The sequence below is a fragment of the Shewanella yunxiaonensis genome, assembly GCF_018223345.1.
Classification (GTDB): Bacteria; Pseudomonadota; Gammaproteobacteria; order Enterobacterales; family Shewanellaceae; genus Shewanella; species Shewanella yunxiaonensis.
Genome location: NZ_CP073587.1, coordinates 3,596,027 through 3,612,470, shown reverse-complemented (window position 1 = coordinate 3,612,470; position 16,444 = coordinate 3,596,027). Strand labels below are relative to the sequence as shown.

At 49.1% G+C, this 16,444-nt stretch carries 14 protein-coding genes; 4 read left to right on the top strand and 10 right to left on the bottom strand.

All coding sequences use genetic code 11. The annotated features are described in order from the left end of the window. Positions 1-76 precede the first annotated feature (76 nt). Entirely contained in the window at positions 77-1,405 is a 1,329-nt protein-coding gene (locus KDN34_RS16500) for a M16 family metallopeptidase (RefSeq protein ID WP_212594782.1), read from the top strand. Then, positions 1,402-2,859 carry a M16 family metallopeptidase gene (locus KDN34_RS16495; RefSeq protein WP_212594781.1) on the top strand — a complete coding sequence of 486 codons (1,458 nt, stop codon included), beginning with the start codon at positions 1,402-1,404 and terminating at the stop codon, positions 2,857-2,859. Before KDN34_RS16500 ends, KDN34_RS16495 begins: the two co-directional genes overlap by 4 nt. A gap of 56 nt (positions 2,860-2,915) precedes the next feature. On the opposite strand, the gene cowN is transcribed toward KDN34_RS16495, so the two are convergent. The 6 genes from cowN to KDN34_RS16465 form a co-directional block, all read right to left on the bottom strand. After that, entirely contained in the window at positions 2,916-3,209 is a 294-nt protein-coding gene (gene cowN / locus KDN34_RS16490; protein ID WP_212594780.1) for a N(2)-fixation sustaining protein CowN, read from the bottom strand. A 77-nt stretch (positions 3,210-3,286) separates the two neighbouring features. Beyond that, on the bottom strand, positions 3,287-3,922 hold the full coding sequence (locus tag KDN34_RS16485; protein ID WP_212594779.1) for a Crp/Fnr family transcriptional regulator: 636 nt from the start codon (positions 3,920-3,922) through the stop codon (positions 3,287-3,289). A gap of 163 nt (positions 3,923-4,085) precedes the next feature. Further along, positions 4,086-5,093, bottom strand: a complete 1,008-nt coding sequence (locus tag KDN34_RS16480; protein ID WP_212594778.1) for a hypothetical protein — start codon at positions 5,091-5,093, stop codon at positions 4,086-4,088. A gap of 68 nt (positions 5,094-5,161) precedes the next feature. Next, on the bottom strand, positions 5,162-5,626 hold the full coding sequence (locus tag KDN34_RS16475; protein ID WP_212594777.1) for a tRNA (cytidine(34)-2'-O)-methyltransferase: 465 nt from the start codon (positions 5,624-5,626) through the stop codon (positions 5,162-5,164). Positions 5,627-5,699: 73 nt separating this feature from the next. Further along, positions 5,700-7,187, bottom strand: a complete 1,488-nt coding sequence (locus KDN34_RS16470) for an ATP-binding protein (RefSeq protein WP_212594776.1) — start codon at positions 7,185-7,187, stop codon at positions 5,700-5,702. Next, a complete protein-coding gene (locus KDN34_RS16465; RefSeq protein ID WP_212594775.1) occupies positions 7,187-7,873 on the bottom strand; it encodes a response regulator in 687 nt (228 codons plus the stop codon). Before KDN34_RS16465 ends, KDN34_RS16470 begins: the two co-directional genes overlap by 1 nt. A gap of 224 nt (positions 7,874-8,097) precedes the next feature. On the opposite strand from KDN34_RS16465, the gene KDN34_RS16460 reads away from it, so the two are divergent. Both KDN34_RS16460 and fieF read left to right on the top strand, forming a co-directional pair. Beyond that, the gene (locus tag KDN34_RS16460; RefSeq protein WP_212594774.1) at positions 8,098-8,697 is read left to right on the top strand and encodes a Spy/CpxP family protein refolding chaperone; all 600 of its coding nucleotides are present in this window, start codon (positions 8,098-8,100) and stop codon (positions 8,695-8,697) included. A 48-nt stretch (positions 8,698-8,745) separates the two neighbouring features. Continuing rightward, positions 8,746-9,657, top strand: a complete 912-nt coding sequence (gene fieF / locus KDN34_RS16455; protein WP_212594773.1) for a cation efflux pump FieF — start codon at positions 8,746-8,748, stop codon at positions 9,655-9,657. Between the two features lie 53 nt (positions 9,658-9,710). Here the strand turns inward: fieF and KDN34_RS16450 are convergent, their stop codons facing one another. The 4 genes from KDN34_RS16450 to rbbA form a co-directional block, all read right to left on the bottom strand. After that, a complete protein-coding gene (locus tag KDN34_RS16450; RefSeq protein WP_212594772.1) occupies positions 9,711-10,937 on the bottom strand; it encodes an RNA-guided endonuclease InsQ/TnpB family protein in 1,227 nt (408 codons plus the stop codon). Positions 10,938-10,964: 27 nt separating this feature from the next. After that, complete coding sequence (locus KDN34_RS16445; protein ID WP_212594041.1) at positions 10,965-12,188, bottom strand: ISL3 family transposase; 1,224 nt, start codon at positions 12,186-12,188, stop codon at positions 10,965-10,967. Between the two features lie 373 nt (positions 12,189-12,561). Continuing rightward, complete coding sequence (locus tag KDN34_RS16440) at positions 12,562-13,692, bottom strand: ABC transporter permease (protein WP_212594771.1); 1,131 nt, start codon at positions 13,690-13,692, stop codon at positions 12,562-12,564. Between the two features lie 2 nt (positions 13,693-13,694). After that, on the bottom strand, positions 13,695-16,442 hold the full coding sequence (gene rbbA, locus KDN34_RS16435; RefSeq protein ID WP_212594770.1) for a ribosome-associated ATPase/putative transporter RbbA: 2,748 nt from the start codon (positions 16,440-16,442) through the stop codon (positions 13,695-13,697). Positions 16,443-16,444: the final 2 nt, after the last annotated feature.

Sequence of the window (16,444 nt, the reverse complement as noted above, 5' to 3'; positions counted from 1 at the left end):
CTGAAACAGCTGTTTACTTGCGTTGCTGATGTTGTGCCGACAACATACCTGAGAATGTTTACCTCAGGAGCACACCATGAAGCGTCAGCTCACCGCTATGTTGTTGTCACTGGGCCTGTTGGGCACGGCCACAGCACAAGCGACCACCGCCAAGGATATTCAGAGTTTTACTCTGCCTAATGGCATGAAAATCATGGTGTTGGAGGATTCCTCAATCCCCAATGCCAATATGTATCTGTTCTGGAAAGTCGGGTCGCGTAATGAGCGTCCCGGTATTACCGGCATTTCCCATTTCTTTGAACATATGATGTTCAACGGTTCCAAGCTTTATGGTCCCAAGCTGTTCGATCGCACCATGGAAGCCGCCGGTGGGGCTAACAATGCCTATACCACTGAAAATGTTACTGTTTATACCGACTGGTTCCCATCAAATGCGTTAGAAACTATCTTTAAGCTGGAAGCGGACCGCATCGCTAATTTGGATATCGATCCGAAAATGGTGGCTAGCGAACGTGGCGTAGTCGCTTCCGAGCGTACCACCGGATTGGAAAATTCTAATTGGCAGGCGCTGCAAGGCCCGCTCAAAGGCGTGGCATTTTTAGCGCACCCTTATAGCTGGCCTGTCATCGGGCATGAATCTGATATTGCCGCCTGGACTCAGCAGGATCTGGTGCAGTACCACAAAACCTATTATGCACCTAACAACGCAGTCGTCGTGATTGCAGGCGACGTCACGCTGGCCGCCGTCAAACAGCTGGCAAATGAGTATTTTGCGCCGATCCCCGCGCAACAGCCGCCAGCCGCGATAAAAACCGTTGAGCCACCACAACAAGGTGAGCGGCGGATTTTTGTGAAAAAGGCCTCCGTGAGTACTCCCAACATCATGCTGGCCTACCATGTGCCCGCCAGCAGTGACAAAGACTACTATGCGCTGGATTTATTGACGTCAATGCTCAGCGATGGCAACAGTTCCCGTCTTTATCGCGGACTCGTGGACCAACAGTTGGCCTTGGACGTGGAAACTTACATGCCGATGGCGTTTGATCCGAATCTGCTTTACGTGATGGCGGTGGCGGCCCCTGGCGTAACAGCAACGAAACTGGAGCAGGCACTGATCGCGCAGATGAATAATGTGGCTCGTCTCGGTGTTAGCCAGCAGGAGCTCGATAAAGCGAGAAACCTCAAACTGATGGATTTTTATCGCACCATGGAAACCATCAACGGTAAAGCTAACACTATCGGCACCTATGAGCTGTTTTTCGGCAGTTATCAGAAACTGTTTGATGCCCCGGCAGCCTACAACCAGGTGGCATTGGCAGATATTCAACGGGTCGCGCAAACCTATCTCAGTCGGGCCAACCGTACTGTTGGGATCTTGGCAGCAACAGAGGACGCGGATAAATGATCAATAAATACGTCACAACACCGCTCACACTGTTAGCCGCGGCGACGCTGATATTGGCGGGGTGTCAGTCACTATCCCCGTCCACCACTGAGACGAAAACTTCCACAGTGACCGTGAGTCAGGATACTGGCAAGTTTGTGCTGCCTGCTTATGAGACCATCACTTTCGCTAACGGTCTGACCTTAATGTTGATGCCGCAACATGAGGTGCCACTGATCACGGTTAATGCAGTCGTTAGGGCCGGCAGTGTGGATGATAGTATTGGCGGCATTGCCAGTATGACCGCTGATTCGCTGCTATTGGGCGCTGGTTCCCGCAATAAACAGCAGTTAGAGCAACAAGTAGATTTCCTCGGGGCTAGCCTTAACACCCAGAGTAGTCGTGACGGCAGTTATCTCAGTGCTGATTTTATGGCGAAAGATATGGATACCATGCTGGGGCTGGTCGCAGATGTCATGTGCCATCCTCAGTTTGCGCCGCAAGAGTTCGCTAAACTCAAACAACGCAATATGGCAGCGCTGGAACAGGCAAAAGAGAGTCCAAAGTCAGTCATCAACCGTTATTTCAGTAAATTGGTTTTTGCCAATCATCCCTATGGTAATGCCACCTCCGGCGACCGTGATTCGCTGGCAAAGTTGACCCTCTCCGATGTGAAAGCGTTTTATCAGCAGTTTTATCAACCAGGAAACATCGCAATCAGTGTTGTAGGCGACTTTGAGCCGTCACAGATGAAAGCCAAACTGCAACAACTGTTTGGTGCGTGGCCGGGGCATACGTTAGCACCTCAGCCAGACTTGGCGAAGGGCTTACCAACGCTGACCCAGTCACGAGTCTTACTGGTGGATAAGCCCGATGCGATAGAAACAACTTTTCTCATCGGTGGTAGGGGCATTGCCCGCGACAACCCGGATTATGTCGGTCTGTCGGTGGTAAACACCATTCTAGGCGGGCGCTTCACCTCCTGGCTGAATGATGAACTGCGAGTGAATTCCGGGCTGACCTATGGTGCCCGTTCTGGCTTTGTGAGTTTTCGCGATGCCGGTCTGTTTGAAATCAGCACCTTTACCAAAGTCGCTTCTACTGAGCAGGCAATTGATCTGGCATTGAAGACTTACCAACGCTTGTGGGAACCGGGGATTGATGATACGACGTTGGCCTCTGCCAAGGCCTATGTGAAAGGGCAGTTCCCACCACGGTATGAGACAAATGGCGACTTGGCTGGTTTGCTCTCCGATATGTACATCTATGGCTTTGATGCGTCCTATATCAATGCATTTCAAGCACGCGTAGATAGTCTGACAGTGGCTGATACCAAACGGCTGATTGACCGTTATTTCCCTAAAGACAAGCTGCAGTTTGTGCTGATTGGTAATGCGGCGAAGATAGCGCCAATTGCGGCCAAGTATGGTCCGGTTAAACAGTTGGATATCAAAGCGGTGGGTTTCGGTGGCTGATTGATTAACGCATTAAAAATGCCGGCCATGTGTCGGCATTTTTACTTTTGCCCTCGTCAGAAAAAATCTCGTTCCATCGCATCGAGTTGTTGCACGGCCTCGTCATCTTCCACCTCGTCCAGCAAGTCACGCAGATAATAGACATTGCTGTGTAATAGAAACAGTGCATCGGTTTGGGGGCCGTTACCGGCGCGCATATCCAACACTTTTTGGCGGAAATGCTGCCAGAGCGGATTATGGCTCTGGTCTTGTTCTATGTGCGCCAAAATACGACTCAACATTGCTTCGCCGATCGCCATGCGATCGCCTTTGACATCTTCAGACTGATAACGTTGGATAACGCCGGCCATAACAGTTCTCCCATCGTAAACTGGCATCAGTTTAACGAAGGCGCCCGAGGGTTGTCTGTCAGCCAGCTGACACCCTGTTACAGCGATGCGATTTGCAGCAATCGCTGGCGGTCGCATAACTGCAATTGGCCGCGCTGCAGCTTTTTGACAATGCCATCGCGTTGCAATTCTGAAAGTAATGTCGATAACGTTTGCCGCGAGGTACCAATCATCTGCGCCATCTGTTCGGTATTCAATTGTAGCTCCAACAGGACAGGGTCTGCGGTATTTGCGGGTGCCTGCCCCAGCAAAAAGCACGCTAAGCGGGCGCGCACGTCCCGAAACGCCAAGTTTTCAATGGTATCGATACAGCCGGAAAGTGTTTGTGAAAGTACACGGGTGACGGCGCCGTTTAACGCCGGATGTTTGCCGACCCGTGCTGAAAAGGTGCGCAGATCGCACAGCGCTACGCAACTGTCATCCAACGCATCCACAAATGCGCGCGTATGACTGCTATAAATATCGCCGGCTTGCAATAGGGTGAGCGTCAGCAACTTATCGCCATAGCTCAGGTAGACTCGCAGCCGACCGCGCTGCAGATAGAAGATTTGATCATTCGCATCCTGTGGGAAACTGAGAATTTCACCGGCGCGCAATTGGCGGCTCCGGCAATTATCAAACAGCTGTGTCAGCGTGGTGTGATCGAATGAGTCGTGCGGCGAATGTAACTTCATGAGTGGCTTCCATGATGACGTTCATAGAGGGCTGTCAGCAATTACAGTGCCACCGATAAAACAATATAAAACAATATAAAACAATATAAAACAATAAATTAACTGCTGGCAATGGCGGCGGTTGTCTGTTTTCTCACAGTACCACCGTCATCTCTCAGACAAATCATGTCGCAGCGACAGGCAACACTTCGCACAGGTTCAGTTGTACGCCGTTATGTACCAGAAATAATGTGTCGTCCCAAAAGCTTAGGCTGGCTTGCCGTTTATTAATGTCTCCCAGATTTTGCAGCGGCGTGAGGCTAATCTGATGGCAACTGCTACTGTTGCCAACCGCGTAACAATCAAAATGACTTTTCCCTTTAGGCTGTAACCATAGCCAATGGTGATCTTCACTGAAACGGGCTTTGCCAGCAGGTAGTTGTTGCAGATTGGCTTGTAATAGCAGTTCGCGCCTTTGTCCGGCGCCTAACAGTTTAGACAGCGAGCCCAATAATGTATTAGGCAGCGCATATTGGTAAGGAATGAGGAGATTTGCTGCCGGGCTTTGCTGTTTACCGCTGAGTTGTGGACTGCAAAGACACCAGATGGTGTCATCACTAACCGCTAATGCGATTAGCTCAGGTGCGGCTTGGTGGAGCTCGGCTAATTGCAGAATCTCGGCATCATTCATCTCTTTGTAGCGATTGACGATATGACTGTTGCCATCTTCATTGACAAACAGCCAGGAAATCGCGCGGCCACTGCGATTATTGGCACCACTCATTCGCAATAACAGTTGCTGTTCGTCGAGCGGCACTATCTGTAACGGGGTGAATTGATATTGTTGACCGTGAAGCTGCTGCTGCAACACTTCACTATTATGTAATGGATAAAATTCCGCTTCCTGTTCTGCAATACTTGGCCAAAACCATAAACCGCTTTTACCAAGTAACGCCAGCCCATCGCCCCAACGGCAAAATGTCTGACTACCATCGTATTCAGCCAATGGCAGTGATAGCCGTAACTGTAAATCAGCGGCCTGGCGAAACTGTAGCACGGGTTGACTGGACTGCTGATCCCACAACCTTAGCACGAGGATCTCGCGGTTGAAGAAGGCAACGGCCTCGCAGCTATAATCACCTGGGAAATTCAGTTGATGTTGGGTATGGATGCGGCTTTTTAGTTTGCCCATTCCGCTTATTCCTGAACAAGAAGCCTTGTAATCAGTACCTTACCAAAAAGCTGCAAGCCGGAGAAGCTTTAACGGGCACCACCGTAATCTTGTTGGCGCCAGGCCTCATAACTGATAATGGCGACGGCATTCGACAGGTTCAGACTACGACTGCTGGCAACCATCGGAATACGAATGCGCTGCTCAGGTGGTAAGGATTCAATAATCGATAGTGGCAGCCCGCGCGTTTCCGGACCAAACAACAGTACATCGTCCGGCTGATAATGGGCTTCTGAATGGGGGCGACTCCCTTTAGTGGTACAGGCAAAAATGCGTTTACCGGCCATCGCTTGTTTAAAGGCATCGAAGTTGGGATAGCGTTGTACCGAGGTCAGATCTCGATAATCGAGTCCGGCACGACGCAGTTTCTTTTCTTCCAAGTCGAAGCCCAACGGTTCGATGAGATGTAGCTGACTGCCGTTATTGGCACACAAACGAATAATATTACCGGTATTAGGAGCGATTTCCGGTTCGTACAACGCAATATGAAACATGATAAAAGGTCGACTGCCTAAAGAACCCGGGGATTATAAAAGTAATTACCGGCGGTGACCACGCGAAGTTACCTCAGGCCGGTAACACCACCGTGACTTCTAAGCCACCCGTTTCGCGATTGCGGGCAGAAATTGAACCGTGGTGCGCCGAAATTGCTGCCTCAGTAATGGCTAGTCCCAGGCCCCAGCCACCCGTTTCACGCTCGCGCGCTGACTGCGGCCGGTAAAAGGGCTTAAAGATGGCTTGAAGTTCTTTTTCCTCAATACCCGGACCATCATCTGCCACCACGATAATCACCTCGTTTTTCTCGCGCCGGGCGCATAAGGTGATCTCTGACTCACTGTAACGAATGGCATTGCGCAACAGATTCTCAATAGCGCGGGATAGTGGCTTCGGATATTGCGGCAGTGTCAGTTCATCCGGGATCTTGATGATGATATTTTTGCCTTGTTGTGCGGCTTCAAATTCCGCATCGTCTAACACCTGACTCAATGATTCCGCGAGATCGACGTTAACCTTATTCTCTTGATGCGCCTTGAGTTTGGCGCGTGATAGCTCCAGCAGTTCGGCGATCATTTTTTCCAGCTGGTCAGCCTCATAAGCAATGCGTTCCGTTTCTTCTACGGCTAATCCTTTCTTGCGGGTTAACGCCAGTGCCAGTTGCAGTCGGGTGAGCGGGGTTCTCAACTCATGGGAGATATCGCTGATCAGTCGTTGCTGACTGTTCACCATTATCTCAATGGCATCCGCCATGCTGTTAAATGCGATACCTAGCTCACCGATTTCATCGTGTCGGCGCGAGGTGGCATCATCAACGCGGTTGGTCAGATCGCCATGGGCCAAGGCGATAGCACTGAGTTTCAGCGACTGCAGTGGCTTGCCAAGGTGCCATGCCAGCAAACCACAGAGGATACCGGACAACAAAATTGCCAGTGACAATGTCAGCAATTTATGGTCAATAAAAAAGAAAAACCAGGGAACCCGATGCGGTCCTGGCAGTCCGCCATACAGACGGTATTCGCTGTTGTTGACATGGATGTGCAACGGGCCAAAGAACATCTCATCACGAAAGCTGTAGGACTTTGGCTCTGGACTGTCGATAGCCGCAATCATCAACAAGTTGTTGCGAATATTTGGCGGCAGCTTAGGGTTGTTGACCAATTGTCCCTGCGCATCAAAGATAAACAGATGAAATGGCTGGTCTTCTCTGCGCGGATGGTCGGGGGCGCCAAGTTCTGGCCGATCATTCGGCTTTGGAAATTTCAGTTCCCGAATTATCGCTTTGTCTTCCGGGGTCTCTCCAAAATGTTCTGCTAAGTGATGGAGTTCCGGATCCGGCGAAACTAACACCTTTATGCCATTCAACAGCGCTGGATTGTTGCTAATCTTATCGGCCATCCGTTGCAGCACATTCAAGATAGGCGGCGGTACATCACTCGCTTCGTGATATTGCTGTAACAGCGGAATGGCGCCAACCGCCAAAATAATCAAACTGCTGCACAGCCAGAAGCCGAGCAACAGTTTGATAAAGAGACGGTTGGGTAAAAAAAATGCCGACATTAAGGGATCCAGATATAACCTTTGCCGCGAATTGTTTTTACCCGTGGACGTCCATCAGGCCGCTCGGGCAGTTTCTTTCGCAGATTCGACAGGTGCATATCCAGACTACGATCAAACGGCATCAGCTTCTTGCCTAAGACCCGTTCGCTTAATTCGTCTTTGCTGATCAGATCCCCGGCTTGCTGTGCTAAGGCGAACAGTAGCCCGAACTCTGTGCCGGTAAGCATCAGCAACTGGTCATTACAGTAAGCTTCCTGGCGGGTTGGATCTAACTTAATGTCGCCCATGCTGACTTCACTGCTTTGGTGCATCTCTTGCGGCGGTGTATTTGAGCGGCGGATAATCGCGCGGATCCTGGCGACCAATTCTCTATCATTAAATGGCTTAGGCAGGTAATCATCGGCACCACGTTCCAGGCCAATCACACGATCAATTTCATCGCCACGAGCAGTAAGCATTAACACTGGGGTTTGCTTTTTGGTGCGCAGTTCCTGCAACACTGCAAAGCCACCCAATTTGGGGAGCATGACGTCCAACAAGATAATATCGAAGTCTTCTGCCAGTGCTTTATTCAATCCCGTTTGGCCATCATATGCCATGGTCAGCTCAAAGCCTTCCAGCTCCAGCAGTTGCCCTAACAATTCCGCCAGGGCTAAATCATCATCTACCAATAAAATCCGGCTCATAGGATTTTTGTGCTCCCGCCATCAAACACTATACTGCTGTGCAGTATACCGATTTGTGAGTCAATTGTAGTCATCCAGTGTAAGCATAGGTAAAGAGCCGCCTATAATTGGGGTATTTGGGCTTTTTACAGTGATTTACCCTTCGTTTATCCACGATTACTATATAGTTTATAGAATATAAGGTGTCTGATATGGAAACACTTTGCAACCAGAGGGTCTGAGCAATGGTTAACAATTTCAAAACGGGTATGTTGGTGCTGGCGACAGTATCAGGTATCTGGGCGACCACCGCATTCGCCGCTGATACCGATAAAGCTAAAGATGCGCCTCCACCACCTGCTGCGCCAGCCTGCCAGTGTCCTAAGCATATGGGCATGGGGCCAGGTATGATGCAGGGTCAAGGTATGGGGCCTGGACCAGGCATGATGCAGGGGCCGGGTATGGGGCCTGGCATGCACGGTGGCTTCCGTCATGGTATGGGTGGCGGCTGGGATCATATGGGCTTTATGATGCTGCATCAGCTGGAGTTGACTGACGCCCAACAGACCGCAATCAAAAAGCTGTTTGACGCACAGCGCGATAGCATGAAAGCTGAGCGTAGCGCGCATCGCAAAGCCATGCAGGAATTGATGACGGCCACTAAATTTGATGAATCCAAGGCTAAGAAACTGATTGAACAGCAGCAACAGTTACGAACTGAGCGGCAGTTGCAACGGATGAAGTTGCATAATCAGATCTATAACCTGCTGACCGATGAGCAGAAAACTAAGCTCAAGAGTGAGATGGAAAAAATGCCGATGTGGAACGCAGACCAGGATGACTGAAATCTGTTAACATAGGTTCAACTTTTGTGAGTTGTTTGAGCCTGTTAGATGACACGAAGTTCTCATTATGCGTTTTGGGTCAAGTTAGCAAGCCGTGCTGCAATTGCCACGGCTTCAACGCTGATCGTCATTAAGTTACTGGCCTGGCTGTGGTCTGGTTCGGCCAGTATGCTAGCGTCTGTTACTGATTCTATCGCCGATGTAATGGCATCGGTGGTCAATTTTATCGCTATTCGCTACGCGCTGATCCCTGCTGATCATGACCACCGATATGGTCATGGTAAGGCGGAGCATCTGGCAACACTCGCGCAGTCGGCCTTTATCATGGGGAGTGCGTTCTTACTGCTATTACATGGTGGTGGCCGACTGACCGCTCCTGAACCACTGCAGCATGCCACCGTAGGTATTGTCGTTTCTGTTATCGCGATTGTGCTGACATTGGCGTTGGTTATCGTGCAGAAAAAAGCCTTGGATGCGACTGCCAGCAGTGTTGTGGAAGCGGATTCGCTGCACTATAAATCAGATCTATTTTTAAACGCTGCGGTGTTACTGGCATTGGTGCTGGCACAGTATGGCTGGTGGTGGGCGGATGGCCTATTTGCCGTATTGATTGCACTGTACATCGGTCATCAGTCCTGGGGATTGGGTTACCGTTCGGTTCAAGCCTTGTTGGATCGAGAGCTTAACGAAGAAACTCGCCAGCAGATTACCGACATAGCTTGTCAGGACCAACGGGTCAAAGGGGTTCACGATTTACGTACTCGCCAGTCCGGACAAACGGTGTTTATTCAGCTACATCTGGAACTGGATGGCGCCTTGTCACTCCATGACGCACATGAAATCGCGGTAGCTGCAGAAAATCGCATTCTAGAGCAGTTCCCGAGTGCAGAAGTGATTATCCATCAAGATCCCGATGACGTAGTGGAAGAGCGCGCGGATCTGAGCGTAATCGATTTTTGAAGCAGTGAACTACCCAGCGACACGCGAAGCGTGATCACTGGGCTTCGGTAGCGTTATGCTGCCGATTTTTCCTCAGATCCCGTACTTAACTTTGAGAGTTCAAAGACTTTCGTTTTACCAAGTAATTTCTGCTGAGGCATGGGTTTAACCCTGACGATGGTTCCATTCGCCATTAAATCTCGTTCACCTGAGTTTCTGATACTGATTGAGGCTGAATAGTCTCGATCATTGTGTGTACCACAATTAACGCAGGTGAAGGTTCTGTCTTTCAACGTCAGCTTATGTCGGTGATTACATTCGCAACATATGCCTGTTGAGCGTTCGAATCTGCCTATCTCATGATGGATTTTACCTTCAAGCTCAACCTTGTACTTGGTTAAGTCGGAGATCAAGCCCATGATGTTGTCAGCCACCATCTGACCGTTGAATTTCTGCATTGCCTTTACGTTCAAACCTTCAAATACCACAATATCACTCGCATTGGTTATCTGTCGGGCTGTCTTGTGGGCAAAGTCTAATCGTTGTCTGGAGACTTTTCCGTGTAAAGTGTTGATGCGGTTTTTTGTTTTATTCCATCGGGCAGAGCCTTTCTTTCTTCTGGCTAACTGCCGCTGTAGGGTGTTTAGTTTTTCTTTAGATTGCTTGAGGAACTTAGGGTTGCTCACGGTCAACCCATTTGATCCAACCACTGTTTGTTTAGAGTTGATGTCATAGCCGACAATGGAACTAAGTACCTTTTTAGCCTCTTTGCACTCCACTTCCTGAGTAATGCTGCATTCCCATTTCCCATGTCTGAACTGAACGGTGACTGTCTTTATATTACTTACAAGTCTGCGATGAAGAACGATATCGACCCACCCAATTTTAGGTAGGCTGATGGTGCCATTTTCTATTCTGATGCAGTTGGAGTTATTTACGGCTCTGAAGCTGTCATTATGAAGCTTTTTGATCTTGTAACTCACTTTGAACTTCGGGAATTTCTGGTGTGCTCCCTTAGACGTCCCATTTCTGAGTGCAGTATCTAAGTCGCGGGCAACTTGTTGAGCTGCTGCGGAGTCAAATGCTTTAACCCACGCAAACTCAGGGAGATTTTTAACTTGCTTAATACGTGAGGCCATATCCTTGTAAAAAAGAAATGTGCCATCTTGCTCATGTTGACGCTGATTTTCAGACAACAATAGGTTCCACAATCCACGCGAATAAGAGCCAAACTCAATGAGTTTAGCTTCCTGCTCCGGTGTTGGTTTGAGGCGATAATTGTATCTGAGCGTCTTTTTCATATACTGTTATTATGTGGCTCTTCGCCGTTATTGGTGGAATCCCATATCCAGCTTTCCGAAATGAAACAATATCGCACGTCGAAATCGTGCCGAATTCCGATATCCCATCGCTTTTACTCTTAGTTGCCTAACCTGGCTATTTATCGCTTCTGCTAGTCCATTTGATAGACCAAAACGCATAGCGTTAAGGATCCCCCAGAGCTTATTCTCTATTGTGTCTGCCACTGCGATTAACGGTTTTAACTCTGTGGCTTTGGCCAACGCTATCCAGTTGCTCCAGCGTTGTTTAGCTCCTCTCACTCGGTTGCTGTACCAGATATTTCTTGCGAGTTCTTTAAAATACCAAGCCAGTGCAGTATTCATCATGGCGGGAACAAGCTTATTAACCCTTTCTTTGTCTGTATCGCACAGATTTTCTTGCCGCTTTAACCAGCTAAAACGAGTCCTATGAGCTTCTTGTCTCATTGATGGTGCCAATCCGAAGAGGTCTGCTTTACGGATCTTATTGACCGCTTCAGTCAGTAATTTAGCGATATGGAAATGGTCAAAGGCTATTTTCCTTTCGGCATTTGGTATGTGTCGTCTTGCCGCTTTAATGTAGGCAGGGCTCATGTCCATACACACCGACTGAGTATGACTTACTGAATTTGCAGGGAGTTGTGCCAGACAATCAGCAAAACTGGTCGCTGAACGCCCTTCTGATACCGCCAGTACTTGCCCTTCGTGGTTTGAAAGTAAGGTGACATATTCATGTCCCTTTTTAAGAGCCGTCTCATCTACTAATAAATGCTGGGTCTTCACCGCACCGCGTTTTGCCAAACCACGATTAACCGCTCGCTCCATGATCCTATCAATTGCTCCCCAACTGAGTTTGAAAAATCGGCTGACAGCATTAAGGGTACTCATCGACAACAGCGTAAGGACATGCATTTCAAATAATTCGGTATAGCGGCTACTTTCATTTGCCCAGGGAACCTGAAGGGTCTGGTAACCATGTGTCGGACAGTGAATACGCGGAACATTAGCCTGAATAAGTGTTTGATACTGGCAAGTATCTAAGTGCCGCCATGTTCTCTGACGGGAGTCATAGTGACGACTGGGAGCCTCGCATATTGGGCATTGAATGTTTGATGATGCAGCATATTCAACAATGACAATAATACGCTGATGTTGTTCATCAAGATGAACATTAGAGACGTTCCAGGGAGGGGTTAATCCCAAGATTTGTTGATATAAGGCAGCTTCGCTCATCACTGAATTTTGAGAGTATGTTGTGGGTGAACTTTAACTGTTCCACCACATTCAGTGAAGAGCCTATTATGTACAGTATATAGGGGTTGTCAACTATGGAATACAGAACAAGATCCCACTGTAAGCACCTAATAGCCTTACACATTATTCTCATTGTTAAATAGTGCTGACACGGTACGCAAGTACATTCAAGAACAGGGCTAGGCGATTCATCCCAGCGACAGCAGCGCTGATCACTGGGTTTTCTCGCCAACGGTCTATAAAGGACGCTACGGCGTCCTTTACTTATTCGTGCGTTGACGCTTTTGGCTAAAGTCTGGGGATATTTACGTCATGGATCTTAGCAAGCCATGTCATCTTTGAGTCCGCTGCATCATTCCATCATACTGAGAGACTTTCGTAGTCTCACCAATGCGATATAGAACAATACGGTGCCAATGATGCTGATGATCAATATGTCTGGCCACAGCATGGCGAACCCGGCACCCCGATATAAAATAGCTTGTGACAAAGAAACAAAATAGGTTGTTGGTGCCAGTCGCATTACCCATTGCACGGGCGCTGCCATATTCTCAAACGGCGTCATGGCACCCGAAAGTATCTGCAAAGGCAGTAATACCAAGAACATCAATAATCCAAATTGTGGCATGGAGCGGGCAACCGAGCCCAAAAAAATACCCATAGCGGTGGCAGCAAAGACATTCAGGGCGACTATCGCAAAAAATAACAGCAGCGAGCCAGCGATGGGCACGCCCAATACCCCTTGAACCACCGCTATCAGTGAAAAGCCTGAAGCCAGCATGACGATTAACGCCATTGCCCAAACTTTACTCAGCATAATTTCCAATGGTGTCACCGGCATCACCAGCAGATGTTCAAGCGTACCGTGTTCCCGTTCTCGGATCAGCGCTGCTCCGGCCAGAATAATCGCCAGCATGGTGATGTTGCTGACCAGTTCCATCACCGAGGCAAACCAAACGCTGTTCAGTTCGGGATTAAAGCGGGCGTGCAGCACCAACTCCACTGGCATGATGTTATCGTGACGAAATCGTTGCCGATACTCCGTAACTTCTGCGGTGATAATCGCTTGGATATAGCCACTACCGGTAAAGGCCTGACTCATGCGGGTCGCATCCACATTCAATTGTACCGTCACGTTGTGCCCGGCTAACACATCGCGCTCAAAGCCTGTCGGAATATGTAAAGCGAATGTATCCATTCCTGCATCCATGCGTTGATCCATTTGCGCCAGCGTAATCGCGATTGGAGGCAAGAAATACGGTGGGTAGAAGGCGTCAATGAGTTGCCGGGAGAGTGGCGAGTTATCGTCATCCACCACGGCGATAGCCGCTTTGTTCAGTGTCTCCGGCATCGATTTGCCTTCGATATATACGGAAAAAGTGAAGGAAACAATGATCAGAAACAGCATGATGGGATCACGCAAAATACATTGCAGTTCTTTTACCCCTAAATGGAAGATATGACGGCCGCTTATCCTGTCCATGGTCAGCGCTCCTGTTTCCTGAGTCGCGCCACCGTAATCACGATTAGGATCGGAAAGGCCAAAATCAAAGGGATAAAGGCGCTGTGCAAATCGGTAAAATTGAGTCCTTTGGAAAAGGTGCCGCGCGCAATCATGACAAAATAAGTGGTTGGATAAATATCACCAATAAGCCGACCTATCCCTTGAAGGGCGGTGACTGGCTCGATCAATCCTGAGAATTGTACGGCGGGTAACATGGTGACGATCGCCGTGCCAAAGATGGCTGCAACCTGACTGTTTACGAAGGTTGATACCAGCAGGCCTAGAGCCGTCGCCGCCAAGATATAAAACACCGCTGCGAATGCCAACGTCAGCACGCTGCCGGAGATTGGTACCTGAAAACAAAATAATGCCAGTAGCACCAGTAATACAAAGCTCAGGATGGATAACGCAACATAAGGCAGTTGTTTACCTAATAGAAATTCTAGCCGAGTGACGGGGGTGACATAGAAATTGATGATGGAGCCTAACTCCTTTTCCCTGACAATCGACAGCGCACTAAGCATGGCCGGGATCATCATTAGCAAAATAGGGATCATTGCCGGTACCATGGCTGGCAAGCTTTCTACATCTGGGTTATAGCGAAAACGTGTCTCAATATTCAGTAGTGGCGCTATCGCGTGCTTGCCATAAATTTCGCGGGTACGGGTTGTCAGCCACTGATAGTGCAGGCCTTGTACATAACCTCTGAGCGTCTCTGCTCGTTGCGGCATACTGCCATCAATCCAGGCACCAATTTCTACCTGATTTCCCTTGGCTAAGTCGCGGGCGAAACCACTGGGGATCACCATCGCCAGACTGATCTCTCCCGCTTGCATACGGGCGTCCAGTTCCGCATAACTTTGGATGGGGGGGCGCGCATCGAAGAACCGAGAGCCTGAAAGTTCTAAAATATAATTGCGACTGGTGTTGCTCTGATCCTGATCCCACACAGCAAACCTGAGGTTTTGTACGTCCATGTTCAAGCCGTAACTGAGCACCAGCAGCAATAAGGCACTGCCGAAAACTGCTAGTGCCAAACGTATTGGGTCTCGCAGTAGCTCCAGTGTTTCTCGATGCGTGTAACTCATTAAACGACGTAAGCTGAATAAAGCGGTGCCAGTAGGCCGCCTTGTGTGCCGGGTGTTGTTTGCCGAGGGGGTTGGATTGGGTAGTTGTTGATTCTGGCCTTCAGCATCCTGAAGATAGTCAATAAATGCTTGCTCAAGTGACTGCGCGTGTTTCCCTTCCACGATGGCGCTTGGTGTGTCGCTGACAAGCACTTTCCCGGCATGCATCAGTGACACCCGATCACATCGCGCGGCTTCATTAATAAAATGAGTGGAGATAAAAATGGTCACGTTTTCTTCGTGAGCCAATCTCTCTAAGATTTGCCAAAAATCGTCACGCGTTAGCGGGTCGGCTCCAGAGGTTGGCTCATCGAGGATCAGGACTTCTGGTTGATGGATCATTGCCGCCGCCAACGATAAGCGCTGGCGTTCACCTAATGGTAAGGCGCCAGGTAAGCTACCCAAGCGCTTTTGTAACGCAAACTTGCTGGCAATCTGCTGAACCCTATGGTTAATCTGCGATGCTGCAATACCGTAAAGATGTGCATGAAGTTCAAGATTTTGTTTAACACTGAGCTCGCTATATAACGAGAATGATTGCGTGACATATCCCACTCTGCGTCGAGTCTCGAGATCATCTGGGTCCACCGGATGACCAAAGAGCTGCGCTTCGCCAGCGCTTTTCGAGAGCAGCCCTGTCAACATTTTCATGGTCGTTGTCTTGCCACAGCCGTTGGAACCGAGAAAGCCAAAGATTTCCCCGCGGCGAATGGAAAAACTGACATTATCAACTGCGGTAAAGTGGCCAAAGCGCTTGGTTAATCCACGTGCTTCTATGGCGATATCAGCATCAGCAGTAACATGGTGGGGGATTGTCGTGACCGGTTTGCCAATAGGCGTTGAGGTGGGGCGGACTAGCTGTATAAAGGCTTGTTCCAATGTGTGGCTTTGGGTACTACTGAGTAATGCCTGAGGTGTGCCACTGGCTAATATCTGTCCATGATTCATCGCCACTAACTGATCAAATCGAGCCGCTTCTTCCATATAGGAGGTGGCAACTAACACGGCCATGTTTGGCTGTTGCTGGCGGAATCGGGCGATTAATTCCCAAAATTGGCGTCGAGATAAAGGATCGATACCCGTGGTGGGTTCATCAAGGATTAATAAATCTGGATCATGTATCAATGCACAACACAATCCCAGTTTCTGTTTCATTCCCCCGGATAACTTGTTCGCAGCGCGATCTTTAAAAGCTGCCAGGCTGGTGGCATTTAAGAGTTCGGTGATGCGGTGTTCACGTGTTTCTTGGGGAAGACCGAATAAACGACCGAAGAAGTCGATATTCTCAAATACCGAGAGTGACTCGTATAAATTTTTGCCCAGCCCCTGAGGCATGTAGGCGATATCGGGGCATACTCGCTGTCGATGCTTGGCATCTGACATATCGCCCCCGAGCACTTCAATACTGCCATGCTGGATCACTCTTGCACCGGAAATTAGCGACAACAAACTGGATTTGCCGACGCCATCAGGACCAATCAGCCCCGTCATCGTGCCAGCATTAAGCGTCAGCGTAATCTGCTTAAGGGCGTCAGTCTTGAGGTATTGCAAACTCACGTCCTGTAATTTGACTATTGTGGAATCCGCTATTGGTGGTGCCATAG

What these genes read in the sequence shown, in the direction of transcription:
- KDN34_RS16470 (WP_212594776.1), bottom strand. Translation starts at nt 7,187, where the DNA reads ATGTCGGCATTTTTTTTACCCAACCGTCTCTTTATCAAACTGTTGCTC.
- KDN34_RS16460 (WP_212594774.1), top strand. Translation starts at nt 8,098, where the DNA reads ATGGTTAACAATTTCAAAACGGGTATGTTGGTGCTGGCGACAGTATCA.
- KDN34_RS16480 (WP_212594778.1), bottom strand. Translation starts at nt 5,093, where the DNA reads ATGGGCAAACTAAAAAGCCGCATCCATACCCAACATCAACTGAATTTC.
- KDN34_RS16450 (WP_212594772.1), bottom strand. Translation starts at nt 10,937, where the DNA reads ATGAAAAAGACGCTCAGATACAATTATCGCCTCAAACCAACACCGGAG.
- KDN34_RS16495 (WP_212594781.1), top strand. Translation starts at nt 1,402, where the DNA reads ATGATCAATAAATACGTCACAACACCGCTCACACTGTTAGCCGCGGCG.
- rbbA (WP_212594770.1), bottom strand. Translation starts at nt 16,442, where the DNA reads ATGGCACCACCAATAGCGGATTCCACAATAGTCAAATTACAGGACGTG.
- KDN34_RS16485 (WP_212594779.1), bottom strand. Translation starts at nt 3,922, where the DNA reads ATGAAGTTACATTCGCCGCACGACTCATTCGATCACACCACGCTGACA.
- cowN (WP_212594780.1), bottom strand. Translation starts at nt 3,209, where the DNA reads ATGGCCGGCGTTATCCAACGTTATCAGTCTGAAGATGTCAAAGGCGAT.
- fieF (WP_212594773.1), top strand. Translation starts at nt 8,746, where the DNA reads ATGACACGAAGTTCTCATTATGCGTTTTGGGTCAAGTTAGCAAGCCGT.
- KDN34_RS16475 (WP_212594777.1), bottom strand. Translation starts at nt 5,626, where the DNA reads ATGTTTCATATTGCGTTGTACGAACCGGAAATCGCTCCTAATACCGGT.
- KDN34_RS16440 (WP_212594771.1), bottom strand. Translation starts at nt 13,692, where the DNA reads ATGGACAGGATAAGCGGCCGTCATATCTTCCATTTAGGGGTAAAAGAA.
- KDN34_RS16500 (WP_212594782.1), top strand. Translation starts at nt 77, where the DNA reads ATGAAGCGTCAGCTCACCGCTATGTTGTTGTCACTGGGCCTGTTGGGC.
- KDN34_RS16465 (WP_212594775.1), bottom strand. Translation starts at nt 7,873, where the DNA reads ATGAGCCGGATTTTATTGGTAGATGATGATTTAGCCCTGGCGGAATTG.
- KDN34_RS16445 (WP_212594041.1), bottom strand. Translation starts at nt 12,188, where the DNA reads ATGAGCGAAGCTGCCTTATATCAACAAATCTTGGGATTAACCCCTCCC.